This is a genomic window from Chryseobacterium joostei (assembly GCF_003815775.1).
GTDB lineage: Bacteria > Bacteroidota > Bacteroidia > Flavobacteriales > Weeksellaceae > Chryseobacterium > Chryseobacterium joostei.
This window is the reverse complement of the sequence record NZ_CP033926.1, coordinates 1,731,480-1,756,266: the sequence shown is the minus strand read 5'-3', so window position 1 is coordinate 1,756,266 and position 24,787 is coordinate 1,731,480. Positions and strand designations below refer to the sequence as shown.

At 35.7% G+C, this 24,787-nt stretch carries 20 protein-coding genes; 7 read left to right on the top strand and 13 right to left on the bottom strand.

What is annotated here, in order from left to right:
* Positions 1-171: 171 nt before the first annotated feature.
* Positions 172-1,080 (bottom strand): DMT family transporter, encoded by a 909-nt coding sequence (locus EG359_RS07955; RefSeq protein WP_076352339.1) that lies wholly within the window; start codon positions 1,078-1,080, stop codon positions 172-174.
* A gap of 234 nt (positions 1,081-1,314) precedes the next feature.
* On the opposite strand from EG359_RS07955, the gene purE reads away from it, so the two are divergent.
* The gene (gene purE, locus EG359_RS07950) at positions 1,315-1,818 is read left to right on the top strand and encodes a 5-(carboxyamino)imidazole ribonucleotide mutase (protein ID WP_076352338.1); all 504 of its coding nucleotides are present in this window, start codon (positions 1,315-1,317) and stop codon (positions 1,816-1,818) included.
* Positions 1,819-2,023: 205 nt separating this feature from the next.
* On the opposite strand, the gene yiaA is transcribed toward purE, so the two are convergent.
* From yiaA to ahcY, 3 genes are all read right to left on the bottom strand, one after another.
* Positions 2,024-2,416 (bottom strand): inner membrane protein YiaA, encoded by a 393-nt coding sequence (gene yiaA, locus EG359_RS07945; RefSeq protein ID WP_076352337.1) that lies wholly within the window; start codon positions 2,414-2,416, stop codon positions 2,024-2,026.
* 246 nt (positions 2,417-2,662) lie between these two features.
* Entirely contained in the window at positions 2,663-3,463 is an 801-nt protein-coding gene (locus tag EG359_RS07940; RefSeq protein WP_076352336.1) for a hypothetical protein, read from the bottom strand.
* Between the two features lie 100 nt (positions 3,464-3,563).
* Positions 3,564-4,877, bottom strand: coding sequence for an adenosylhomocysteinase (gene ahcY / locus EG359_RS07935; protein ID WP_076352335.1), 1,314 nt, complete (start codon positions 4,875-4,877; stop codon positions 3,564-3,566).
* A 165-nt stretch (positions 4,878-5,042) separates the two neighbouring features.
* Between ahcY and EG359_RS07930 the strand changes: the two genes are divergently transcribed.
* Positions 5,043-5,561, top strand: coding sequence for a pyridoxamine 5'-phosphate oxidase family protein (locus tag EG359_RS07930; RefSeq protein ID WP_076352334.1), 519 nt, complete (start codon positions 5,043-5,045; stop codon positions 5,559-5,561).
* A 174-nt stretch (positions 5,562-5,735) separates the two neighbouring features.
* A complete protein-coding gene (locus tag EG359_RS07925) occupies positions 5,736-6,350 on the top strand; it encodes a 4'-phosphopantetheinyl transferase family protein (RefSeq protein ID WP_076352333.1) in 615 nt (204 codons plus the stop codon).
* Here EG359_RS07925 and EG359_RS07920 read toward each other — a convergent pair.
* From EG359_RS07920 to porU, 3 genes are all read right to left on the bottom strand, one after another.
* Positions 6,331-8,595, bottom strand: a complete 2,265-nt coding sequence (locus EG359_RS07920; RefSeq protein WP_076352332.1) for an FUSC family membrane protein — start codon at positions 8,593-8,595, stop codon at positions 6,331-6,333. The genes EG359_RS07925 and EG359_RS07920 overlap by 20 nt on opposite strands.
* 174 nt (positions 8,596-8,769) lie before the next feature.
* Positions 8,770-9,930 carry a type IX secretion system outer membrane channel protein PorV gene (gene porV / locus EG359_RS07915; RefSeq protein WP_076352331.1) on the bottom strand — a complete coding sequence of 387 codons (1,161 nt, stop codon included), beginning with the start codon at positions 9,928-9,930 and terminating at the stop codon, positions 8,770-8,772.
* A 60-nt stretch (positions 9,931-9,990) separates the two neighbouring features.
* The gene (gene porU / locus EG359_RS07910; protein WP_076352330.1) at positions 9,991-13,887 is read right to left on the bottom strand and encodes a type IX secretion system sortase PorU; all 3,897 of its coding nucleotides are present in this window, start codon (positions 13,885-13,887) and stop codon (positions 9,991-9,993) included.
* A gap of 165 nt (positions 13,888-14,052) precedes the next feature.
* Here porU and gldJ point away from each other — a divergent pair, with 165 nt between their 5' ends.
* Together gldJ and EG359_RS07900 are read left to right on the top strand one after the other, a co-directional pair.
* Entirely contained in the window at positions 14,053-15,654 is a 1,602-nt protein-coding gene (gldJ, locus tag EG359_RS07905; protein ID WP_076352329.1) for a gliding motility lipoprotein GldJ, read from the top strand.
* Between the two features lie 65 nt (positions 15,655-15,719).
* Positions 15,720-16,991 carry a UDP-N-acetylmuramoyl-tripeptide--D-alanyl-D-alanine ligase gene (locus tag EG359_RS07900; protein ID WP_076352328.1) on the top strand — a complete coding sequence of 424 codons (1,272 nt, stop codon included), beginning with the start codon at positions 15,720-15,722 and terminating at the stop codon, positions 16,989-16,991.
* Here the strand turns inward: EG359_RS07900 and EG359_RS07895 are convergent.
* Positions 16,984-17,595, bottom strand: coding sequence for an NUDIX hydrolase (locus EG359_RS07895; protein ID WP_076352327.1), 612 nt, complete (start codon positions 17,593-17,595; stop codon positions 16,984-16,986). The genes EG359_RS07900 and EG359_RS07895 overlap by 8 nt on opposite strands.
* Positions 17,596-17,790: 195 nt before the next feature.
* Positions 17,791-18,354 (bottom strand): hypothetical protein, encoded by a 564-nt coding sequence (locus EG359_RS07890; protein ID WP_076352326.1) that lies wholly within the window; start codon positions 18,352-18,354, stop codon positions 17,791-17,793.
* A 131-nt stretch (positions 18,355-18,485) separates the two neighbouring features.
* On the opposite strand from EG359_RS07890, the gene EG359_RS07885 reads away from it, so the two are divergent.
* On the top strand, positions 18,486-18,875 hold the full coding sequence (locus EG359_RS07885) for an orotate phosphoribosyltransferase (protein WP_076352325.1): 390 nt from the start codon (positions 18,486-18,488) through the stop codon (positions 18,873-18,875).
* Positions 18,876-18,929: 54 nt separating this feature from the next.
* Here the strand turns inward: EG359_RS07885 and EG359_RS07880 are convergent, their stop codons facing one another.
* The 4 genes from EG359_RS07880 to mdlD form a co-directional block, all read right to left on the bottom strand.
* Positions 18,930-19,973, bottom strand: coding sequence for an anhydro-N-acetylmuramic acid kinase (locus EG359_RS07880; protein WP_076352324.1), 1,044 nt, complete (start codon positions 19,971-19,973; stop codon positions 18,930-18,932).
* A 2-nt stretch (positions 19,974-19,975) separates the two neighbouring features.
* The gene (gene lptC / locus EG359_RS07875) at positions 19,976-20,575 is read right to left on the bottom strand and encodes an LPS export ABC transporter periplasmic protein LptC (RefSeq protein ID WP_076352323.1); all 600 of its coding nucleotides are present in this window, start codon (positions 20,573-20,575) and stop codon (positions 19,976-19,978) included.
* Between the two features lies 1 nt (position 20,576).
* Positions 20,577-21,857, bottom strand: a complete 1,281-nt coding sequence (locus EG359_RS07870) for a hypothetical protein (RefSeq protein ID WP_076352322.1) — start codon at positions 21,855-21,857, stop codon at positions 20,577-20,579.
* Between the two features lie 196 nt (positions 21,858-22,053).
* Positions 22,054-23,373, bottom strand: a complete 1,320-nt coding sequence (gene mdlD / locus EG359_RS07865; RefSeq protein WP_076352321.1) for an NAD(P)-dependent benzaldehyde dehydrogenase MdlD — start codon at positions 23,371-23,373, stop codon at positions 22,054-22,056.
* Positions 23,374-23,619: 246 nt separating this feature from the next.
* Here mdlD and EG359_RS07860 point away from each other — a divergent pair, with 246 nt between their 5' ends.
* The gene (locus tag EG359_RS07860; RefSeq protein ID WP_076352320.1) at positions 23,620-24,738 is read left to right on the top strand and encodes a DNA polymerase III subunit; all 1,119 of its coding nucleotides are present in this window, start codon (positions 23,620-23,622) and stop codon (positions 24,736-24,738) included.
* Positions 24,739-24,787 lie beyond the last annotated feature (49 nt).

Sequence of the window (24,787 nt, the reverse complement as noted above, 5' to 3'; positions counted from 1 at the left end):
AAAGTTTTGATTTTTAAACATTCCAATAAGATCAAAATAATCCCAAGCTAGAAATAGAAATGAGTTGAAAATTTTAGATTTTCAAAAAACTTAAGTGTTCTTTAGATACATCAACGTTATTACTTAAAAAACTTAAGTGTTATATGTTTATGCTTACAATAAAGAATGTTTTTATTGTACTGCTTTCTGCTTTTTAAACATTTCAGGTTTGTAATTGATGATAAATACTCCACAAATAATCAAGGCTGCTGCCAAAATAAACTTGACTGAGATAGGTTCATCCATAATCAACCAACCCAAAAATATGGCAATAATGGTATTGATATAGGCTAAAATAGAAACCTGTACCGGTGAGATCTTCGTTAAGGCATAATGAAATGCAAAAAAGGCTGCCACAGATCCGAATATAGAAAGATACAGCATTGCAGAGATGCTTTTCAATGTCCAGTTTCCAAAATTATAATTCTCTGAAAACAGAAACGCAAAAATAACCTGAACAACTCCTGCAAACAAAAACTGATAAAATAAATTAAGAGTAATATTACCGCTTTGAATATTTAATTTTTTAGTAAAGATTGTTCCGGAAGCCCAACCTGAAATAGCGCAAAAAAGAAAAAGCATTCCGGTTCTGTAATCCGGATTAGCCAGATCTTTAAGTCCGTCCCAGAACACAAAAAGCACACCACTAAAGCATATCAGGACTCCAGCCAAGGCGCGGAGACTGAATTTTTGTAAACCAAAGGCAAGACTCCCCAGAAAAACTAAAATAGGGGCACAGGCACTGATGAGTGAAGCCAGACTGCTGGTTACACTTTCTTCTGCTACCGTAACCATTCCGTTGGCTATGATGAGCATTAGGGAAGAAAAAATGATCTGATATTTTAGATTTTTCCAGCCAATCCATTTAAATTCTTTTCTTGAAAGAAGAATGACAAGCATGATGATGGAAGCAAAAAGTTGGCGGATTCCGGCAACAAACCATGCAGGGATAGTTTCTACGGCAATACGGATGGCTAAAAATGTAGTTCCCCATACAATGGCAACAGTAAAAACGGCAAAAATAAGTTTATAATCTTTCAAGGAAATCGTGGTGTAATAGGCAAATTTACCTGTTTTAAAATAAACATTATGGTTGCAGTTACTTTAATTTTTACAGGTACAGATTTAAATAATGAATTTATCTATCATTACAAAAAGCGTGAATTGATTATTTAAACCTATTGATTTCTTTTTGATTTATATTTTAAACTTTTAGACTAAATTTTAGTGACAGGTTTAAATTTTTTATCTTTGAACATCTAATAAAAATTGAAGATGGTAGGAATTATTATGGGCAGTCAGAGTGATCTGCCAATCATGGAACAGGCTGCAAATTTCCTGAAAAGTCTGGATATTCCATATGAATTGACAGTAGTTTCAGCACACAGAACACCTGAAAGAATGTTCGATTATGCAAAGACAGCCCATGAAAGAGGCTTAAAGGTAATTGTTGCCGGTGCAGGAGGAGCAGCACATCTTCCGGGAATGGTGGCAAGCTGTACAACACTTCCGGTAATCGGGGTTCCCATTTTATCAAGCAATTCTATTGATGGTTGGGATTCTGTACTATCAATTCTTCAGATGCCGGGAGGAATACCTGTGGCAACAGTGGCTTTGAATGGAGCATTGAATGCTGGTATTTTAGCTGCTAAAATTATAGGAAGCGGTAATGAGGAAGTGGCCGGAAAACTTCAAAAGTATCAGGATTCTTTAAAGGATAAAGTACTGGGAACGGTGGATGATATTAAAAATCACCATCCCAACTACTTCGACAAATAGTTTTTAAAGCTTAAAAATAAAAGCCTCACTCATTACAGTGGGGCTTTCTTGTTTTTATTTTTTGATGAATTCGTTATGTGCATTTGTTATCTGAAATGTAATGAAGAAAATAATAATAACAATGCTAGATTTTTGTATATGATAAGAGGGTAATGGTTGTGGATTTTATAAAATAAAAACTCTCCAGATCTGGAGAGTTTTTGTATTATTCTTGAAGCATATTGTCTCGGGTATTTTTCTGAACGGCGATGGCACCAAAAAGAGCGAGGAGAAATGCGAAGGCATAGAATCCTTTTTCACTCGGAAGTATGGTAGCATTCCAAAGTCCGATAGCCAGTAATACAATTGATGATAATGTAGCGAACCAGCAGATCCCATAGTAAATATCAGTTACCTGAATGTTTTCTAATTTATCACGCACCGCTTTTTGTAAGGATACTACTGCAAATAAACCATATAATAGAATGGTGAAATAGTAGCCTTTCTCGTTCAGCAGCATTTCAGCTCTTACAAGACCTACAATAAAACCAATCATTCCGGCTCCCAATGCTATCCAAGATGCTGCGACAAACGCATTCGATACTCTTTGTTTTTTCATGAATTAATGTTTTGTTTAAGGAGCTAAATATATTCATTTTTTGCTAACTTCCCTATGATGATGAAAAAATATGGGCAAAATACGGAACAGAAACAAAAATTTTAGCCCGGTAGAAGTGGATATCCCACAGTAAAAGCAAGGAAGTTGATAGATTAGAATAGGGAATGCAAGGCGTGAGGAGTATGAACGGATAGTGGGATTAGCTTCTATAAAATAAAAACTCCCCAAGAATGGAGAGCTTGTTTATTATTGGATAATATATTCGTAATCATATTGAACAATAGATTTTCCATTTTGGTTTTTTCCTAAAGATTTGATAGGAAACCCTGAGCTATTGTATTCTAAAGTATAAGTGATAGTATCATTGGGTAGCCAATTTCCTGAAGAGTTAGAGCTATTTTTATCTGTTAAGTAGTTATTTTTACTTAAAGTTTCGGTCCTTCTAAAGAAAATTTTCAGATACTTATTGATATTGGTGTAAGGAGTAAATTTATTATCAGAAGAATATTCGTTTTTTAGGCTAAAGTTAGTTTCACCAATATTTACAGTATATACAGAAACATTATCACCGTTATAGGTATAATATTCAATAGTAGGGCTGGAGCAATTTACAGAATTACAAATAGTTGAAGTGGCAAGCTGGCCGTTGAGAGCATAAGTGTATTTATAAGTTATATTGTTTTGAGGGGTTGGAGATACAACTTTATTACCTATCAACTGGTTTCCGTCGTAGCTAAATTCAGAATAATATTCTAATTTTTGTTGACTGTTGTAATAATTTGATTTTACGGGTTTATTATTATTATTATTATATTCAAAGGTAGTGGTTCCGTCTTTAGATTGCATTTTTACAAGTTGTCCCTTATTATTGTATTGAAATGTAAGTATGCCTGTTTCCACGTTGTCAGGAATACCCATATAGGTAGTGGTCACTTTGCTCAGGAGTAATTTTTTTTCTGAAGAATCATTGGTATTGTCATCACCGTTGCTGCAGCTGTTAAAGAGTATAACAGTGCTCATCATCCCTAGAAATAGGTAGTTTTTCATGTTAGTTTTTGTTTTCAAAAATAAAGAATATATTAAGTTTAGGAAATAAAAAAATCCCACTATTTCAAAATAGTGGGATTGTATCATATTTTTATGAATCCTAGTATCTGTAGTACTCAGGCTTGAATGGCCCTTTTACATCTACTCCGATATATTCAGCTTGCTCAGGAGAAAGCGTTTCAAGCTCTACACTTAATTTCTTAAGGTGTAAAGCAGCTACTTTTTCATCTAAATGCTTAGGTAGCATATATACTTCGTTTCCGTAAGCTGCAGAGTTGTTCCAAAGCTCGATCTGTGCCAAAGTCTGGTTAGAGAAAGAGTTAGACATTACGAAACTTGGGTGTCCTGTAGCACATCCTAGGTTTACTAGTCTTCCTTCTGCTAAAATGATTACTTCTTTTCCTTCGATTGTATAGATATCAACCTGAGGCTTCACTTCAGATTTAGTCTGACCGTAGTTTTGGTTTAACCAAGCCATATCGATTTCGTTATCGAAGTGACCGATGTTACAAACGATAGCCTTATCTTTCATTTTAAGGAAGTGTTCTCCTCTTACGATGTTGAAGTTACCCGTTGTAGTAATGATGATATCAGCATTGTCTACCACAGTATCTAATCTTTTTACTTCATAACCGTCCATTGCAGCCTGAAGCGCACAGATTGGGTCAATTTCAGTAACTGTAACAATAGAACCAGCACCTCTGAAAGAAGCAGCAGTACCTTTACCTACGTCTCCGTATCCGCAAACTACCACTCTTTTTCCTGCCAACATTACGTCAGTAGCTCTTCTTACAGCATCTACTGCAGATTCCTTACATCCGTATTTGTTGTCGAATTTAGATTTAGTTACAGAATCATTTACGTTGATAGCAGGCATTACTAAAGTTCCGTTCTTCATTCTTTCGTAAAGTCTGTGAACTCCTGTAGTAGTTTCTTCAGAAAGTCCTTTGATATCTTTTGTGAATTCAGGGTATTTATCAAAAACCATGTTTGTTAAATCTCCACCATCATCCAAGATCATGTTTAATGGTTTTCTGTCTTCACCGAAGAATAAAGTCTGCTCAATACACCAGTCAAATTCCTCTTCATTTAATCCTTTCCAAGCATAAACCGGAATTCCTGCAGCAGCAATAGCAGCAGCAGCGTGATCCTGTGTAGAGAAAATATTACAAGATGACCAAGTAACTTCAGCTCCTAAAGCTACCAATGTCTCGATAAGCACAGCTGTTTGGATCGTCATGTGAAGACATCCAGCAATTCTTGCTCCTTTAAGCGGTTGAGATGGTCCGTATTCTTCACGGATAGACATCAAACCTGGCATTTCTGCTTCTGCAAGGGTAATTTCTTTTCTTCCCCATTCTGCAAGGGAGATATCCTTAACTTTATAAGGAACGTATTGTGTTGTAGTACTCATATGTAATGAATATATTTAAATTCAGTTGATAACGAAAGGCAAAATTACAATTTATAATTAAGATAAAAAAACGACAGATCAATTTCAATTTCATGAGATTAAACATGATTAAAAGTTATTTAGTCTTAATATAAATAAATACTTTTATATGATAAATAATATCTTATGAATCATACCAATACAGAGAAAAAAACAAAACCGGTTGCTCCAAAAATAAAAGAACTAATAGCCAATACAAAAAGTGTAATGCTGGCTACTGTAGATGCTGAAGGAAATCCCAATTCCAGCTATGCACCATTCGTACAGATAGAACAGACATTTTATATCTTGGTTTCTTTCATGGCCAGACACACGAAAAACCTTTCAGAGGGAAGAAAAACTTCTGTAATGTTTATTGAAGATGAATCTGCTACAAAACAGATCTATGCCCGTGAACGTTTGACGCTTGAAGCTACAACTTCTCAGATAGCAAGAGATTCAGAGACATGGGATAATGTTATTGTAAAACTTAAGGAAACACACGGAAAAGTAGTAGATGTTATTTCTGAAATGGGAGATTTTATCCTAATTGCTCTACAGCCGGTAAAAGGTTCCTACGTAAACGGATTTGGAAGTGCCTATTTTGTAAATTCAAATCTTGAGATTATTGAACATCGAAATGATGCAAACCATCAATCTAAATAAAAAAATAAGGGCAGGAATTTAGACGTTGTGTTAATGGTTAATTTCTTTTTAACCTAATTGTACAGCTTTTTCTATTGGCAGATCATAGCTTCCAGATTCCTGCTCTCATCTTCTCTTCTTTCATCCATTTTCTCTTTCCACATCTTTTCACTATTTTTATCGAATAAAAAAACGATGCCCCTTTACCGAGATTTTTCAGATGATAATGCCACCATCCTTGTTTGGAAGTATGATGAAAGTGAAGAACTTGATATCAATGAACTTCTGGAACCGGAAAATGCCGAAAAAGTAAAAGATTATCATCCTAAAAAATTGCTTGAGGTATTGATGGTACGTAAGCTTTTAAAAGGTTTAAAACCTCAATCCAAGATCTTATATAAGGAAAGGGAGCCTTTTCTTTCTCCCAATGACGCAGAAATTTCCATTACCCATTCTTTTCCTTTTGCAGCCATTGCTATTTCTAAAAATAAGATAGGAATAGATGTGGAAAAATTCAACCCTAAGATTTTAAGGGTGATTGATAAATTCACGTATGAAAATGAGCGGGGTTTTATTCCGAAGGATAAGGCGGATACTTTTTACACCATTATCTGGAGTGTAAAGGAAAGTATGTACAAGATCCACCATTCCAAGTATTGGTCTTTAAAGAAAAACTATGAAGTGAAGCCATTTGAGCTGAAGCATCTTCATAAAATAAGCTGTAGGGTGTATGACGAGCAGTTTTCAGATGAATTTAAGGCCAGAGTGGAATTTTTTGATGACTACTGCTTTACGATTGTGGAGGAGTAGCATGCTTTTCGCTTCTGTATTTTTCAATGACCTTTCTCTGTTCTTTGGCCACGTCATAGATTAGTTCCAGAATATCATGAATATTTTTAAGCTCCGTTAGATGGGAAATCTTGTCAGGATCTCTTCTGTCAACAATTTCGTTTTCCTCAATCTCTGTTTTTCTTTTCATAAGCATATCTTCAATGGAAGAATCTTCTGGCTCAAGACGGCTTTCCATCTTAAGGGCTTCATCCACATCATCCCCATTTAAAAGGGTTGAGGTCTGTTGCATTTCTGCTTCTATTTTTCTACTCCAGCTCTCGGCATCTATCTCTGGATATTGTTCATTGCTTTTGGAGTATTGAGACAAAGATGCGGTGTAGGCGGTGACAAGATGTGATGTTGCCACAAACTGATGAACGACTTCAAGTTTTTTCTGCTGATTTTTAGGATCAGAAATCATTCTCTGGAAGTTATCGGAAAGGTTGGCCAATGAAATGATCGCATTTTTTCGTTTCATCTTATAATCTTCAATATCAAAATCTCCCTGTAGAAACTTCGAGATTACACTCTGAAAATAGATGAGATTATCTGCAGCAGATTTTTTCATCAGATCAAGGTTTTGTGTATGCTCCCAAACAGGCAATACAATATAAGAAACTGCAAAAGCAATAATTCCGGCAATGGCAGTATCCAGAACCCTATCCTTGAAGATAATGTTTACTTTTCCAGGATTTAAGAAATTAAAGCTTAGAAAAACATAGATCGTCATGAACAATACGGCCCAGAAATAGCGTCCTTTCAAGAAACTGAAGCACATAATCATACTGATGAGCAGAATGGCAAATAATACTCCATTGATATGTATAAAATGCAGAATAATATAGGCAATTGTAGCTCCGGTAACCGTTCCGTAGAGACGAAGCAGATTTCGTTGCTTGGTAATGGAGTATGCTGGCTTCAGGATGGCTGTAATGGTAATTAATATCCAATACGTGTGCCCCAGTCCCAGAAAATCAAACATGGAGAAAATATAGCCGAGTAACAGGGCTGTTGTAATTCTTATGGCATGACGGAATTGGGAAGAGGATAATGAAATATTATTTCTTAGAACCTTAGAATTAAGCTTAGGTTCATTAGGCATAAACTTTTTCAGGTCTAGTCCGGTGGATAGACTTTTTGCAAGCTTTACGTTTTGGGAGAATACCTTATAAATCTCGTTGATCTCTTTTGTAATTTCATTGATGCGCATCAGAATCTGGCGCAGAACCATGAAGTTTTCCAGACTGTCTGAGGACAGCTGTCTGTTTCTGAGTTCGAAGTAATTATAATTAAGATTCTTTAATTCAAGCTCAAGGTTAAACATTGGTTTTGCTCTTGTTCCGCTTTGGAGGGCAATCCCAATATTGGTTATTTCTTCAGCCAGAAGATTCAGATAATCGTGAATGTTGACAAGGATCATACTGTCCTCAAAGCTCTGCTGCAGCTTTTGGTAATCACTTTCAGAGGTCATCAGCTTCTCATGAAGGTCCATGGAATTCAAAAACATCAACATCAACAAACGGCTGGTTGTTGTAGATTCATTAACGATGGTTCTTGTTTTGAAAACGGTTTCCCTGGTTTCTTCCTGAAGGTTTTTTATTTCAATCTGCTTTGCAATGACCTGAGTCGTAAGCTTGTCAAAGTCCGGATTTTTTTGATAATAATTGGCTTTAATTTTTAAAAATTCTGCCAGCTGAAGATAGTTTTCTCCAATCATCTGCCCCGCCAGTGTATAGGGACGAATGGTGGTTACTATAAGGAATATCAATAAAAACCAGATGCATCCGCAGGCAAAGATCAGTAAACTTTTAAAAATATCACTTCCGGTAAGATGCCCATCAATAAAGATCGCGAGTACAACAAGTGATAAGGAACCTACGGCGGCCAATCGCTGGCCATATACCCCAATAAGGGAGAAAAACATACCGAATACTATGATTTCAAGGATGACCAACAATTTAAAGTTCATCACTAAACTTGCAATTAATGCAACAAAGACAAAACAGCAGATTGCAAAAGCAAGTGCATTTCTTCTTCGGATGAAAGGTCCTGGTTGGTCTGTAAGGGCTACAAAGCTGGTTCCAAGAGGGAAGAGGAAGTATTCTTTTAAGATTCCAAAGTGGGCGAGAACCAGACAAGGCAGAACAGTGGCTAATGTAATTCTGATGGCAGAATACAAATACTGACTGGTTACAAATTTCTTTAGCTCTGCCGAATAGTTCATACTACAAAAATAGCTATTGAATTTAACAAAATAGCCATAAAGAAGAGACTTTTGTGAACTTAAATGTTATATTTTTTTAATAATGGTGAGAAGGTTACATCATATAAGTACCAATGATTATAAAAAAAGCCTCATACATATTGATGAGGCTTTTTTATATAGTTGTTACAGTTCTTAACGATCGTTATTGGATGTTTCATCTCCAATGTTCCAGGTAAGCCCGAAACGAAGTGTATTATCTAAAGCACTGTTTACTTTTGACATATTGATCAGGTAAGAAAGATCCAATCCGAAAGAACGGTACTTCAATCCAAGACCTGCAGTAGCAAACTGTCTTGCTCCCTGCTCTTCACTTTCGTGGAAGTAACCACCTCTTACAGAGAAAGCATTGTCATATGAATATTCTAAGGCCCCACTATACATGATACTGTTTTTGTTCTTGAAAGATTTTCCGATACCGGCCATTGGGCCTACGTTTGGAATTTCATATCTAGGCTGTCTGTCTGGGCCCATTCCTGCATATTCAGATCCTGGTACCAAAAGCTTTGATCCCTCGAAGCTAATTCCTATTCTATTAAGATCATCCATATACATATCATAACCAACCCCTAATCTTGCCATGGTAGGTAAATAAGATCTTGATTCTTCGTTTCCTGTATAATCCAGTTTAGGACCTAAATTCTGTACTGCAAAACCAGCATTCAGTTTACCATCATATCCTCCAAAACTTGAGAATCTCTCGGAAGTGTAATATCCTGAAATATCTACAGCAAAAGAGTTTGCTGCTTTAAGTGTAGTATCTGTATTGAATCCTCCGGCTAAGTCTGAACGGATAAATCTACCTGTTACAGCCATTGAGTAGGAATCAGAAAGTTTCAAACCATAGGCAACATCAATAGAGAATTCATTAGGCTTAGATACTCCCATTGAGGCAACATCTGTTCCTACCAACTGAGTCAGGTCTACCTGCCCCATATTGAAATAATAAATACTCGCAGAGATCGTAGATCTTTCATCCTGTCCCAAGAATTTATGGAATGCACCATATAATAAGAATACATCATTGGTAAGCTTGCCCATATATGGTGTATAGGATAGACCTACGGAAGAACTTGTTCTGCTAAAAGGATATTTAGCTGCATTCCAGAATTGTGAGAATGCATCAGGCGAGGTTACTACCCCTTGATCTCCCATACCTCCTGATCTTGCGTCTGGTGCAATTCTTAGGAAAGGAGCTCCGGTTAGTACAGGGTTTATTTTACCTAAATCTTGCGAATAGCCTAGAAAACCAGCACTTAACCCAAATCCTAAAAGCAGTTTAGTAGTTAAATTCATATGTTGTCTTTTATATATTATCAGTTTTTTATTAATATTATTATCTATTGTATCAATTAATTATTTCAAAAGTACCATTTTTTCTACAGCTGTAGCACTTCCTTTGCATTTTTCTTGATTTTGACTTTTTGCAAATATCTTAAAAATATACGTACCTTTTGCAACTGTAGCCCCAAAATCATCTCTTCCGTCCCATTCTATAGCCTGACGAGGGGTTCTAAAGCCCTGTAGGAACGGTTCTGCAACTACCGGTTGAGATAAAGTTCTTACTAATCTTCCGGTTATTGTGTAGATCTGTACATTCACATCCAAAATATCATCACAGTTATGTTCAAACTGAATATATGTCTTGTTGGTGAAAGGATTTGGCCAGTTCAGCGGACGGTTTATGGTCAGATGTTGATCAGACTCATCCTTAACCTCAAAATTTAACGTAGTAGTTGTTGAATTATTGTTTATATCCCAAACTTTAAATGTCAATTGATGTTGTCCAATAGCAAGATTTCTGAAAGGATAGGTTACATTCCCTTTTTGATAGTCGGCAAGACTTGGATTTAAGCATCCGTTTCCTTCTCCTGAAGCATAGAAATCATTTAAGATAACAGTATTGATAATCTGGCCATCCAGGTATACTGTAATATCATGGCCAATCCCTGATCCTGTGGAGTTGATTCCTGTGTCATCTGTAAGACATGTCAGCAACATAGGGTTTTGGTTGGTGATTCCACCATCTGCAAAGTTCGTGTTATTCATGTATAACTTTACTTTTGGTGGTTGATTGTCATTTACTCCGTTAGGGTTAATGTCACCTACCTGTACAGACTGGTTGTTGAATACATCCATTACCTTATTATCTGCATATCCCAATAGTCTTCCTTCTCCTACGGCATAATTAATATCCTTTGGAACATAGAATTCTGCGGTAAATACACCGTTTACTGCCATTCCGGAAGCCTTTACAATAGCACTTCCTTCTTCTGTGTACGATAATATCGGGGATAGTGACCCGTTGTTATTCAGGGTCTTTTTATTTAATCTTTTATCAAAAATATTGATGGAAACTCTACCATTAAATGTATTATTCAAGGTTCCGTTCGGATTATTGATGTGTCCTTTGATTTTCACAAAGTCTAATCCTCTGATTAATCCGGGAACAGGAGTTTCAATATTATCAATCGCTAATAATCTTTGAGGTCTGCTTAATTTCATTGCAGGGTCACCCAGGAAATTTACTCTTAAGTGGTTGGCGTTGGCTCCTTTTTCTTTTCTTGCATTTAAGTGTGCATACCCTAGGGTATTAAAATCATCACTTGTTAATTTGAATATATTTCTTGTAAATACATCTGTAAAGTCACGTCCGTAATCTACCCCAATGGCACGGCTGGAAGTAATCATAGAAGCCGGACCTCCTTGCTTAAGCTTCATGAATTGTTCTCCCGCAGAATTTGTTGCTGGTTCATCCCATAAGGTAAATTCACAGGTTATTGTGGATACAAGCGGGAACCTACTGTATACATTAGAGAAGTTATTGGAGTTCTGGATCTCAGTACTTGTTAATACTCTTTCCTGTGCCCAACCGTTGATTCCCCCATGTCCGAAATAAAACAGATAAAGACTGTTTCCTATACTATTAGATATAGCCTGGTTTACCTGTGGATATCTTGGCCCTCCTGATGTACTTTGAATCGTAAAGGCATCCTGATATAATTTTTTGACATTATACTCCTTAAGCCCTTGCACACCTGGTTGCTCAAAAAGACCGGATAATGTGTTGTTCATTACATTATGGAATGGTCCTCCGCCTTCTCCATTATCATCCACTACGAAGTCAAGTCGCATACGCCACTCTCCAAAAGGACTGGATTGTCCCGGAAGTGAATTATAATAAGCCAGGGTTTTGTCAATCATGTTCCCTGCTTCCGTGATATTGGCTGCCGGAATTCTACCTACAGGAAGATCCGGTAAATTATGTTCAACAAATAAGGTTGTTTGTGGTTGAGTCATTACAATATAGTCATCCGTAACGAATGAAGCTATATAATCTGAAGAGTGCTCACTCTGATAAGAAGTAACAACGTTGGTGTTATTTGGAACCCTGTTTTTATAGTCATAGGATGTGTCACCAAGGATAAATACATACTTCAGTCTTCCGGCCGGAGTATTCAGCTTGGTTACGAAATCTCTTATAGCAGTAAGGTCTTTGCTTCCATTCCCAAATTCTTCATAGATCTTGTTTACATCTACAATTTCTACCTTATAGTTATTCTTTGTCTGATGATAATTGGCAAGTCTTTGTGCCTGTCCCATCATTTCAGGTACAGTAAGGATCAGATAATCTATTGCCTGCAATGCAGAAAGATTCTGATTAGAGATTCTCCCTACAAACTGTGGGGTATAAGCTGCATCTGCACGAAAGGCTACAAACTCATTATTGAAGTTCTGGTCGGCAGCAATATAACCAAAGTTAAAAGATCCTGCTCCCGCTTTATTTACTCTTCTATTAGCATTGGTAATATCTGTAACATCCCATACCTGTTCCAGACTGGATGCATTGGAGACACTAAATCCATAGTTTGTACTACTTCCACTTAGAAGAGAATAATCCCTGAAGTTCATCTGAGTACCATTAAAAGCTAGATTCTCCTTATACTGTACTTCAACATAGTCAAGGTAGAATGTTCCGTTAGGGTTTTTGGCAATATCCGGATTATATTTAAAGGTAATCTGGTTTCCTGTAAGGTTGGTAGTGGTTCCAGAATATAATATCGGGAAGAAAGTATATTGGTAGCTACTTGTATCAGTAGATACAGTTTGAGAAAACGCAGGAAGATCATTGAGTTTAATCTCAATGGAGTTCTGTTGGGATCTGTACCCTATTACTCGCGTTCTATATCTGATGAGGTCATTGGGTTGAATAGGAGAGTTGGTAGTAAGGGTGATTACCTTTTCAGAACTGAAAGGAGAATCTTCTACCCATGTTCTTCCTACTTTCAGAAGATTTTTCTGATCATTGTTGATGACCTGGTAGTTGTCATACCTTGTAATCAACTGTGGAGGGAGAGTTCCGTCAATAGTCTGAACCCTTTTTCCCATACCTTTATCAAAGTTGATATAATAATATGAAAAATCATCATATATATTTTTCAGATTGTTACTGGTGTCAGATCTGGTTTCTTTTCTCTTAATACCATTTCCATTGGAAGTATCATAAAGATTATATCCATCCGGACCCTGTGCGTAGAAAAGAGCATAGTCACTATCATTCCATACCCCGTCATCTTCACCTACTACCTGAATGGCATTTTCTTGTAATGAATTGTATCTTGGGTCTTGGTTGAACTCTGGAAGCATATTTCCACCATTTCCGTAAATTCTCATGTTTTTTGGATTTACAGAAGATGGATTGATTCCATTATCTCTTAAAAATTGTGCTGTCACTTTAAATACTCCGGACTTGTCAACTTTTATTTTGTAAAAGTTACCACTCGCCAATGGATTACCGGCTGTTCCTATTTTATTAACACCCCCGGAAGTATTCAATGGAGTAGAAGCTTCTGAAACATTAAAGGAAGACAGTCTTTGAATACGTCCTTTTACATTTTTAAATAAAGCAACATTAATACTTGCATATCTTTCTCCATCTAGTGTATAATAAACAACATCTGCAATATCATGATCAGGAAGGCTACTTTTGTCTAATTCAAATAAATCCTGGTTAGAAACACTGTCCCAGGTAAAGTCTGAAATCTTTAGCTGGTTTTCTCCTATTTTTTGCTTAGTTACGATAAAAACATTATTTTGGCTGAAAGAAAAACCTTCATTTTTGAAATTTGGAAGATTTATTTTTGTGTCACCAAAATCCTGAATTTTGGAACCACTCCATTCTATGGTGTTTCTTTGAGCGTAAAGTGCTGATGTAAAAGCGATTAAGGATAAAAGCGTGATTTTTCGTCTCATGTTTATTATTGAAATTGCTAAATTACAAAATAAATCAAAAATTTAGAATTAAATTGTGATACAATAAAATTAAATTGTTAACGTTTTTCAAAAAAATCAAATCTTTATTTGATTTATTGAATAATTTATTTTTTCTTTGTACTCTTGAAAATATTTATATCGACTATGAAAAAACTAAAGTTGTTTTCATTAATAGCATTAAGTTCTACACTTGCATTAACCAGTTGTGGCGGGTCCGGAACCAGCAAAGGTGGTGGTACCAAAAAATTTGTCAGTAAAACGGGTTGGAAGCCAAACGAAAAACAGGGTTGGTTTTTTGCAGGAAAGCAACAGAAGCAGAAGGGTTGGCCGGGAATGGTATATGTAGAAGGTGGAACTTTTACAATGGGATTAGTGAAAGATGATGTTATGCACGATTGGAATAACACACCGCGAAGAATGCAGGTGAGTTCATTCTTTATCGGAGAAACTGAGATTACTAACTACGAATACCGCGAATACCTTACATGGTTGAAGTATGTATTCCCTCCAAGTGACCCAAGTTTTAAGGAAATTTATAACGGTGCTTTACCGGATACCTTATTATGGGACAACAAACTAGCTAGAAACGATTATAATGAGACCTATCTACGTTCTCCGGAATTCGATTACTATCCGGTTGTAGGTGTTTCTTGGACTCAGGCAAACAGATACTGTGAATGGCTTACAGACAGAGCGAATGAAAAAGCTTTGATGCAGGCAGGTGTTATTGCTAAGGATTTGTACATCAATGAATCCAATAACCAAGGAGGTACTGCATTCAACATGGATAAATTCAAAGCGAATGATCCTGAAATGCAAGGGTATATCAACGAAAAAAGAATGCAGCAAAAATCTGGTATGAAAACAACCAACCAGAGATTATTATCTGCAAACAGAGCTCCAAATTCTGCAATGGTTCAGAAATTCAGACTTCCAACAGAAGTGGAATGGGAATATGCAGCTCTTGGTATGGCTAAAAACAGAGAATACAACCAATACCTAGGTAAAAAACCTGAAATCGAAAGATTAAGAGGTACCAAAGGAAAGGAGAGAGGAATGTTCCTTGAAAACTTTAAAATGGGTAAAGGTGACTATTCTGGTATCGCAGGATGGAAAAATGACGGATCTGCACAAACTTCAGACGTAAGACAATATCCATCTAACGACCTAGGAATCTATGGTATGTATGGTAACGTTGCAGAATGGACTGCTGATGTCTACAGACCTATTATTGATGAAGATTATAATGACTTCAATTACTACAGAGGAAATATGCCTCAGGCTATTGTAAGAAACGGAGACGGAACTTACAAAATGGTAGATGAAGGTACTATTAAATATGATACATTAGCTGACGGAAGATTAGTATATAAAGGACTTCCTGGGCAATTCGAAAGAGAAACAATCGCTGACTACAGAAACTATAGAGATGGAGACAGACAGTCTTCTCTAGAGTATTACAGAGCTTCAGATTCTGCTTCTGGATTCGATATGTATAACTCTCCTAGAAAAAGCTTTGTTGTAGATGCTAATGGTAGAGTGAAAATGCAGAAAGATGGTAAAGATAGAACTTCTGGAATTTCTAACGATGTTAGAGTAGTAAAAGGAGGATCTTGGCAAGATACAGCATATTGGCTGGATCCGGGACAAAGAAGATATAAAAATCAAGGTAGAGCTTATGGTTGGATTGGTTTCCGTGTTGCACAGGATGCTAGAACCAACGAGAAAGCTAGAACTAGAAGATAATATTTATCAAAAAAATACTTAAAAAAAACCTTCCGGATTTTCGGAAGGTTTTTTATTTTTGAACTATGAATATAGAACAATTTTATCCTTTATTTTTGAAGGCCAATAAAGTAACAATCGATAGCAGAAAAATAGGCGAAAATGACATCTTTTTTGCTTTCTCCGGTGATAACTTTAATGCAGCAACATTGGCAGAAAAAGCCATTGATGAGGGTGCATTGGCTGTAATTGTTGAACAATCTGAATTTGAAAATAAAGCAAGGAATATTTTCTATGTTCCATCTACCCTTGAATTCCTACAGCAATTGGCTATTCATCATAGAAGTTTGCTTAATATTCCTTTTATTGGGCTTACAGGAAGCAACGGTAAGACTACTACAAAGGAACTGATCCATGCTGTACTTTCTGAAAAATTTAATGTACAGTATACCTCAGGGAACCTGAATAACCATATTGGAGTTCCTCTTACCATTCTTTCCATCAAGCCGGAACACGAAATGGCTGTGATTGAAATGGGAGCAAATCATCAGAAAGAAATAGAGTTCCTTTGTACAATTTCAAAACCTGATTTTGGATATATTACGAACTTTGGGAAAGCTCACCTGGAAGGGTTTGGAGGCTTCGAAGGAGTGATTAAAGGAAAGTCTGAGCTTTATACTTACCTTAAGGAGAATCATCAAACCATTGTTGTTAATGAAAATGACCCTATTCAGGTTGAAAAAACAGAGGGATATTCTCCCACCATTACATTTGGAAAAGAAAGTGCAGATTATGATTTTGAAGCATTTTCAGAGGATCATTTTGTAGGGTTGATTTATCAGGGTGAAAAAGCGGTGTCAAAGTTAACCGGGGAATATAACTTTACCAATCTGTGTGCTGCGGCAAGCCTTGGGCTTCACTTCGGAATTAGCTTTGAAAAAATAAAGCATGCTGTAGAGCAGTATACGCCAACAAATATGCGCTCACAGGTCGTAAAGAAAGAGAACAGAACATTAGTTTTGGATACGTATAATGCCAACCCAAGTTCGATGACTGCTTCATTGAATAACTTTATCACTTTTGAGGGCAGTAAAACCATTATTATTGGTGATATGCTGGAATTGGGTGCTGAGAGTGAAAAAGAGCATCAGAATATCCTTAATCTGGCTCAGGAGCTTAAGTTTAACGAAATTATTACAGTAGGAAAATATTTTAAGGCAATCAATCTTTCAGATCTTGCTTTTGAAAATACATCTGCTTTGATTGAATACCTTAAACAGCATAAAATTCACTCAGAAAATATACTACTGAAAGGATCAAGAGGAATAGCTCTGGAAAGGGTAATAGAATTTATTTAGCCTTTGAATCCCAGAACTCCCTTACAATAAGTTTAATATTCTGGAATGTGCTTGGGAAAACTTCATCTTCAATCTGAGTGGTGTTTTTCCAGGCAACTTCAGTAATTCCTTCCTCTATCTGTGGTTTTGAAGTATCTTCTCCATCGAAATTCATTTCAAACCAATGGGTACATTTCAGGATTTTGTCACCATTTCTTTCTATATAGATATGGTAGGTAGTATTAATGAATTCTGCAAGCTCTACATCTAACAGTCCGGTTTCTTCTTCAATTTCCCTTATGGCAGACTCTTCCCTGGATTCTCCTTTCTCCATTTTTCCTTTCGGAAGATCCCATTTACCCAATCTTTTGATAAAAAGCATTTCTCCTCCGGGATTATTCACAAGGCCGCCTGCAGCTTCTATAATTCTGAATAGCTTTTGGAACTCGTGCCAGATCTCATCAATATTCTCTCCAAAAACATTAAGTTCCTTTACAGAAGTATTCTCCAGAAGATCCAATGCAATTTCTAAAGTGGTGAAACTTTCATACTCAAGGTTTTTTTCAAGTTCCTCGGAATGCTTAGATATCAATAATTTTTTTTCGTTCACAAAAACTTTATACATTTCTAATATTTATTGAGGGTATTGATAATCAGTAAAATGGGTTTTGTAAAGATGTGAAAATATGCCGGTATTCCGACATGTTTTATTTTCTCTTCGCTACAATATATTCGCAAATATATAAAATAAAGCACAATATGTTCTGCTTAAGAGCTTTATTTTTACGTTCTATTGCGGGCTTTAGGAACATTTATATTATCAATCAGCATTCTCCTGATTATCCGTTCTTTCAATCTTATAATATAATACATCTTCACTAATCATAAAATGATAAGTAAGGTAATCATCCGTATTGAAAGAGGCCATATAAACATCCAGATCATCTGTATTTTGACTTTGCAAAAATTTTATAGCTTCATTATATTCGTTAAACTTATTTAGCTGCCCTCGAACCACCACGTTTATTTCAATCAGCTTTAATTTATCCGAATAATATTTTACAATATCATACCAGTTTTTACTTGTATATTGTTTGTCTAGTTTAATTTTGCTATAAAAATTAATACTGCCCACTTTATCATTATCTTCTGTCTCCAGAAAAGAGAGATAGTAATACTTATTAATATGAACAGACTTAATGCTTATTCCAAAAGATTCTTGTTCAATCTTCTTTTGCTTGAAGTTCTTTAGTATATTATTTATAGGAGCCCCTATTTTAGATTTATACTTTTCTACATCAAGATAGGTTTGTGAAAAGCCGTAAGCAGGAATAAAAAGAACAAGAGCTATTAGGAATTTAGGCAGGCTTCTATTTTTTTTCATGATTTAATTGAATTATCAATGATTATTTAGTTTTTTAAGTTTCTCAGGATGCTTAGGTATTAATAATTTTTTTTCGTTCAAAAAACTTTATACATTTGTAAGAAGTAAGAAACTAAAAACAAAAATAAAAAATGAATTTAGAAGGACGAAAAATTATTGTCAATAAATCATCTAAAGAGCTGTCGGAATTATTGAAAACGCCTGAAAATTACAAAGATTTTATGCCAGACGGTCTTCAAAAATTTGAAACAAAAGATAATGGCTTTAAGTTTGGACTGCAGGGGATGCCGGAAATTGCATTGAAAATAGATGAAGTAACTGACCAAAAAGCTATTTTGAAGTCTGCAAGCTCAAGCTTGGATTTTTCATTAACAGCAACTTTAAATCCTATCAATGAGAACCAGACTGAAGTTCAGATGTTGTTTGAAGGAAAATTCAATCCATTTATCAAAATGATGGTAGAAAAACCATTACAGAACTTTATCAATACGTTGACAGATAAGATCGAAGCTTATAAATAATAAATAAAAAACCTTCATGAAAATGAAGGTTTTTTTATGCTGTAAATTGTACTGTTAAGCAATGACTCCTGAGCTGTGGTCAGAAGTGCTTCCTGTGGCTGAAGATAAGATATTTATCTCGTTATTTATTTTTAAAACACCCATGAATGCAAAGATCAGAGCTTCCTTATAATCAATGATCTCCTTTTCAGGGATGATTACCTCAGATTTTGTTTTTGCCTTTATTTTTTCTATTAAAAAGGTGTTATAGGCACCTCCTCCGGTTATCAATATATCTTTAATCTTATTTTTATTGATGGTATTTGAAATTTGCTGGGCAATATGTTCTGTAAAAGTAGCAAGTGCCTCTAGTGGTTCTATGTTTTCAAGCAATGGAAATACATGCTGATTGCACCATTCTATACCCAAAGATTTTGGGTGAGACTGTTGGTAGAAGTCCAGGGAATTAAATTGGTTGAGTAAACGTTCATTTATTTTTCCTTTTCTTGCAAGATCGCCGTTTTCATCAAAACCTTTATCGAGCTGCCTGGCTAGAGTATTCAAAATAATATTAACAGGAGCAATATCAAAGGCTATTCTTTTCCCATTGTCTTGAAGGGAGATATTTGAAAATCCACCCAGATTAAGACAGGCACCATATTCTGAAAAAAGAAGCTCATCACCAATAGGTACCAAAGGTGCTCCGTTTCCTTTCATCAAAACATCCTGGCTTCTGAAATCATAGATAACGGGTAAATTCGTTTCTAGTTTGATAGCTCTGCCATCTCCGACCTGAAGGGTGAATTTTCTTTGAGGCTGATGAAAAACCGTATGCCCATGAGATGAAATCATGTCAATATCTTCAAGCTGATATTTTTCAATAAATTCTTTCACCTGTTGTCCCAAATAAAAGCCATACTCCGAGTGGAGCTCCAACAGGTCGTCTACGGAAAGATGAATAGAGTTTCTAAGCTTATTCTCCCAATCTGTGGAATAGGGCAGGGTATCGGCATTTAGGATCTCAAAGGTCCATCTGTCTTGTTTCTTAAACTCTACAAGACAAATATCCAAGCCGTCCAGACTTGTTCCGGACATAAGCCCGATAACCCGAAATTTCATGATTAAGGAGTCGTTTTTTTATTCTCAGAAAGTCTTTTTGAACTGAAATCTCCTGAGTTGTTGTAAAATGTATATTCAGAGAAGTCATCTTTAGCAGTCATCCCATTGGCGCCTACTAGGGTAGAGCCGTCTTCCATGGTTACATACACTGTATCTTTCGTATAGATTCTATTTTTCTTTTGATCCCAATAAATACTTTGCATGGCAAATCTTTGCCCTTCATTGGTCTTAATCCTTACATCACCTTTTGCCTCGTAGAATTTTTTATATTCAAAAATACGGGCGTACTTGGCTGTAATTCTTCCCGGAATCTTGGGTTTTTTCTTATCGAAGAATTCAATATCAATCCCTTTTCTGGCTACCACATATGGGCTGTCAATTAACTCGTATTTTTCAATAATCGGGGCCTTGGCCTTTAGGACTACAAAACCCGAATCACGTTGTACAATATTGGCGTTATTAATGATCTGTGATGGAAAGTTCTTGCTTTTGCTACCTTTATTTTTGGTAAGATCCTCCTCACAGGATGTCAATATAAAAAATATAGCACAACTAAAAAGGCATGCTATATTTTTATATACTATTTTTTTTGAAAAGTTCATTCTAGTTATAAAGAGACTTTCTGAACCATTTATCAGCAAAGTTAAAGCCGATTTTTAGGTTGATAAAGTTCTGGTTGATAAGGTTATCATTAAGAGTTCCTCTCTTACCTACTTCTATACCAAGTTCAAGGCCACTCATTCTCGTAATACTACTGTTTTTGAATGGAAGCATTACACCGGCTGAAATACCAAATTTATTGATGCTGTTCCCTTCTAATTTCAGATTTCCTCTTTCATAGAACGCTCCATATCTATAGACTACCCTTGAGAAGTAGTTTCTGAAGTTGTTATAGTTAGGTAAATACCATCCTCCGGCAGAAATTCTATAAGTATCCTGGAAGTCAAATGTTTTACCAAAATAAGAAATCTCCTCTCCCTTTTTATAGTCAACCTGCCCGGAAACAAACCAATGGTTATCACTTCCATATCCTACCCCTACAGAAGCCTGTAATGGAAGTAGATTTTTGGATTTTGTATCTTGTTGTTCCAAGATATTTTCATCAACTTTAGTTCCTGCTGCATCTGCATATCTGTAAGTACTGTTGATATATTCGGTAGTCATATTGCTAGTGTTCCCGAAAGTAGCTGTAGCCCCTATCGTTAACTTTTTATCAGTACGAGTATTTAACGTCTGGTAGCTGGTACCCAATGTAAAGTTAAAGTTTCTAACTCTGTTTTTCGTTTCATATCCATTGATGTACTCAGAATATGAAGTACGAAACTCATTAAGGTCATATAAATCTCCAAAATAAAGATTGGCTCTTGCCCCTACAGAGAATTCCTGGTTAATCTTGTAAGAAACAGCAACTGCTGCAGTGTTCAACGTACCACTTCCTTTAAATGCGTTATAGTATGTAGTGCCACCCTCAGTAACCTGCTGAGTTGCTATATCATAACTTTTTGAACTATAAGGCTGATAGGAAATCCCCATTTTTACCCTTGAAGAGATAGGAAATGCCAAAGCAATATTAGAAAGGTAAGTTGAATGCTTTGTAGATTTCATATCGTTATAATTCGATTTGAAATAATTGTTTTCGTTGGTGGCCTCCAGTTTTATACTTGTAAGCTCGAAATTGGTGTTGTTTGCAGGGTTTGCAAAGTTGAAACTACTCGTAAAGTCACTTATATAAGCAGTAGATATACCTCCCATGGAAGCAGTTTCGATCGTATTATCATATTTTACATCTCCAATTCCATATGTTGCATAAGGCGAGTTGCTTAGACTCTGTGCATTAAGGAAATATCCAACCGATATGAATGATACTACAAAGATTTTTTTCATTCTTTATTTTTAAAACAATGCGCAAATATCTTAAATATTAATGAATTGTAAAAATTATATGTGGTTAAAGTTTGTTAAGGGCCTTTCTTTAAGAGAAAAATGCAATTTTTTATTCATAAAAATAGTAATTCTATTATAGCAAAAAGACCGTTTATAATCCTATAACGGCCTTTTTTTAGTAACAGGGTTTATAGAATTATTTCACCTTAAGAACAGAACGGCTGTGGCTAAAACTTTCAAAGCTGAATCTTCCATGATATTTTCCCATTCCTGAAGTTCCTACACCTCCAAAAGGTAAATAATGAGAGCCTACATGAATAATTGTGCTGTTGATTTCTGCATCACCACTTGTTGTATGGCTTAAAATATAATCTGCAAATTCCTGATCTTCTGTAAAAACATATAAAGCCAATGGTTTTGGACGATTATTAATTTCTTCCAGAGCCTCATTAATATCATGATAAGTCATAATAGGAAGTATAGGTCCGAAAATTTCCTGCTGCATTATCTGATCGTCCCAGTTTATATGATCCATTAAAGTAGCTTCAAAATGACGGGTTTCAAGATCGTAGTTTCCTCCATAGATTACTTTTTCAGGAGTTGCTTCCAGATAACCAGCCAGATTCTTAATCTGATTCTGACTCACAATCTTTCCTATTTTTCCTAAAGATTCATCATTGTAAACGGTTTTTAAATGAGCCTTGAATTTTTCAATAAAGGCACTTTTTACAGACTCATGAATATAGATGTAGTCAGGAGCAACACATGTTTGCCCGCAGTTAATCCATTTTCCGTAGGATATTCTTTCCACTGCCTTATCAAGATCCGCATCTTTGTGAACAATGGTAGGAGACTTGCCTCCAAGCTCTAAGGCTAAAGGAATCAATTGTTCAGCAGCAGCTTTCATTACAATTTTCCCCACATTCGGGCTTCCTGTAAAGAAGATATAATCAAAAGGAAGGCTTAATAATAATGTGTTTTCTTCAATAGCTCCCTGAATCACCGTCACATAAGACTCTTCAAAAGACTCTTTCACAATTTTTTCCAGGATTTTGGCAACATGAGGGGTATTTTCTGATGGTTTTAAGATAGCAGTATTTCCCGAAATCAAGGCTCCGATTAGTGGGCTGAATGTCAGTTGAACAGGATAATTAAATGGCCCGATGATGTAATTCACTCCGTACGGCTCATACATGATCTTACTGATGACTTCGGTGCCGGATGGATGTTGTTTTGAGGGGACAGATGTAGGTTTTGCCCATTCATCTATATTTTCCAGAAAATAATCAAGTTCACTGATCACAATTTGAATTTCCACATATTCAGCTTCTTTTCGGCTTTTCCCCAAATCTATAAACAAAGCCTGACAAAGAGCATCCGTGTGATTTAAAAATACTTCACGGAATTTTCTTAACTGGGCCTTTCTGAATTCTATATCTTTCGTTTGATTGGTTTTGAAAAATGCTTTCTGTTGCTGAAAAACCTCTCTTATTTTCTGTTCGGATTCTTTATTCATTTTTAATTTATTTTGATGATTAAAATTGGCTGAATTCTTTGTATTAAGTTAGCTTAAAATTTATAATGCAAATGTATTTTCAAAAATTAAATTGTACGCAATTTAATTTCAAATTTATTCTAATTAAATGATTGATGTTTCCTATAATAGGGCTTGGAGTGCCCTAAAATGTATATAAGGGATTTTTATCACAGATTAAACCGACTTAATTTTATAAATTGAAATAAGATTTTTTATCTTTGGAACATGAATTGGGAGAACATCGCCGGACAGGGGAATCTGAAAAAACTTCTTAGAGAAAGCATCACCGAAAATAGAGTGAGCCATGCCCAACTTTTTGTAGGAAAAGAAGGCTACGGAACATTACCCATGGTTTTGGCCTATGCTAAGGAAATTTTGAATCAGGAAAATGAGCATGCCGCTTCAAAAGTGGAGCACCTTAATCATCTTGACCTTCACTTTAGTTTTCCGGTTTTTACGGACAACAAAAATTCATTAAGCAAAAATAAATTCGAGGAATTTAGGGAAATGATTTTAGCATCTCCCTATGCAAGCTATGATGACTGGACTGCCTTTTTGGAGTCTGAAAACAAGCAACTTTTCATTTCTGCAGATGAGATTGATGACCAGAACCAAAAATTTGCTCTAAAAAGCTTTGAGGGCGGAACCAAGATGCTTATTGTCTGGAGAGCTGATAAAATGAATGTAGCCGCCTCCAATAAGTTTCTAAAGTTTCTGGAAGAGCCACCGGCAAAAACCATTATTCTTCTTACTGCAGAAAACACCAATGATATTCTTCCCACCATTCTTTCCAGAACCCAGATCGTAGAGGTTCCGAGAATTAATGATGAAGACCTTGAAAATTATTTAAAAAAGAACTTTTCTGTTTCTGATGAAAAAATAAGAGAGATTGTTCATGAAGCACAGGGAAATCTGAATGAAGCTATAAAACTGCTGAATTCAGGGGATAAAAGCAATGAGTTTGAAAAACTATTTGTACAATGGGTTCGTGATGCCTTTATGGTAAAAAAGAAACCTGAATACCTTAGAAGCATTATTGTATGGGCAAGAGAAATTGCCGGCTGGAACAGGGAAAAGCAAAAGAATTTTTTAAATTACTGTTCTGAGATTTTCAGACTTGCTCTTCTTCAGAACTATCAGTCAGAAAATTTGGTATATAAAAAGATTAATGCCAATGGATTCAACTGGGCGGGTTTTTCAAAATTCATCAGTGGGGCCAATATTGAAAGTATTCTGGAAGAAATCAATACTGCAGATCTGCATCTTACCAGAAATGGAAACCCTAAAATAGTATGGACTGATCTTGGGATAAAGCTATCGAGATATATTCATAAAAGTACATAATAAAAAACTCCGGACAATTTCCGGAGTTTTATTTTTCTATAAGGTATAA

Excerpts from the sequence above, each read along its gene's own strand:
- purE (WP_076352338.1), top strand. The coding sequence starts at position 1,315 with ATGGTAGGAATTATTATGGGCAGTCAGAGTGATCTGCCAATCATGGAA.
- yiaA (WP_076352337.1), bottom strand. The coding sequence starts at position 2,416 with ATGAAAAAACAAAGAGTATCGAATGCGTTTGTCGCAGCATCTTGGATA.
- EG359_RS07940 (WP_076352336.1), bottom strand. The coding sequence starts at position 3,463 with ATGAAAAACTACCTATTTCTAGGGATGATGAGCACTGTTATACTCTTT.
- ahcY (WP_076352335.1), bottom strand. The coding sequence starts at position 4,877 with ATGAGTACTACAACACAATACGTTCCTTATAAAGTTAAGGATATCTCC.
- EG359_RS07930 (WP_076352334.1), top strand. The coding sequence starts at position 5,043 with ATGAATCATACCAATACAGAGAAAAAAACAAAACCGGTTGCTCCAAAA.
- EG359_RS07925 (WP_076352333.1), top strand. The coding sequence starts at position 5,736 with ATGCCCCTTTACCGAGATTTTTCAGATGATAATGCCACCATCCTTGTT.
- EG359_RS07920 (WP_076352332.1), bottom strand. The coding sequence starts at position 8,595 with ATGAACTATTCGGCAGAGCTAAAGAAATTTGTAACCAGTCAGTATTTG.
- porV (WP_076352331.1), bottom strand. The coding sequence starts at position 9,930 with ATGAATTTAACTACTAAACTGCTTTTAGGATTTGGGTTAAGTGCTGGT.
- porU (WP_076352330.1), bottom strand. The coding sequence starts at position 13,887 with ATGAGACGAAAAATCACGCTTTTATCCTTAATCGCTTTTACATCAGCA.
- gldJ (WP_076352329.1), top strand. The coding sequence starts at position 14,053 with ATGAAAAAACTAAAGTTGTTTTCATTAATAGCATTAAGTTCTACACTT.
- EG359_RS07900 (WP_076352328.1), top strand. The coding sequence starts at position 15,720 with ATGAATATAGAACAATTTTATCCTTTATTTTTGAAGGCCAATAAAGTA.
- EG359_RS07895 (WP_076352327.1), bottom strand. The coding sequence starts at position 17,595 with ATGTATAAAGTTTTTGTGAACGAAAAAAAATTATTGATATCTAAGCAT.
- EG359_RS07890 (WP_076352326.1), bottom strand. The coding sequence starts at position 18,354 with ATGAAAAAAAATAGAAGCCTGCCTAAATTCCTAATAGCTCTTGTTCTT.
- EG359_RS07885 (WP_076352325.1), top strand. The coding sequence starts at position 18,486 with ATGAATTTAGAAGGACGAAAAATTATTGTCAATAAATCATCTAAAGAG.
- EG359_RS07880 (WP_076352324.1), bottom strand. The coding sequence starts at position 19,973 with ATGAAATTTCGGGTTATCGGGCTTATGTCCGGAACAAGTCTGGACGGC.
- lptC (WP_076352323.1), bottom strand. The coding sequence starts at position 20,575 with ATGAACTTTTCAAAAAAAATAGTATATAAAAATATAGCATGCCTTTTT.
- EG359_RS07870 (WP_076352322.1), bottom strand. The coding sequence starts at position 21,857 with ATGAAAAAAATCTTTGTAGTATCATTCATATCGGTTGGATATTTCCTT.
- mdlD (WP_076352321.1), bottom strand. The coding sequence starts at position 23,373 with ATGAATAAAGAATCCGAACAGAAAATAAGAGAGGTTTTTCAGCAACAG.
- EG359_RS07860 (WP_076352320.1), top strand. The coding sequence starts at position 23,620 with ATGAATTGGGAGAACATCGCCGGACAGGGGAATCTGAAAAAACTTCTT.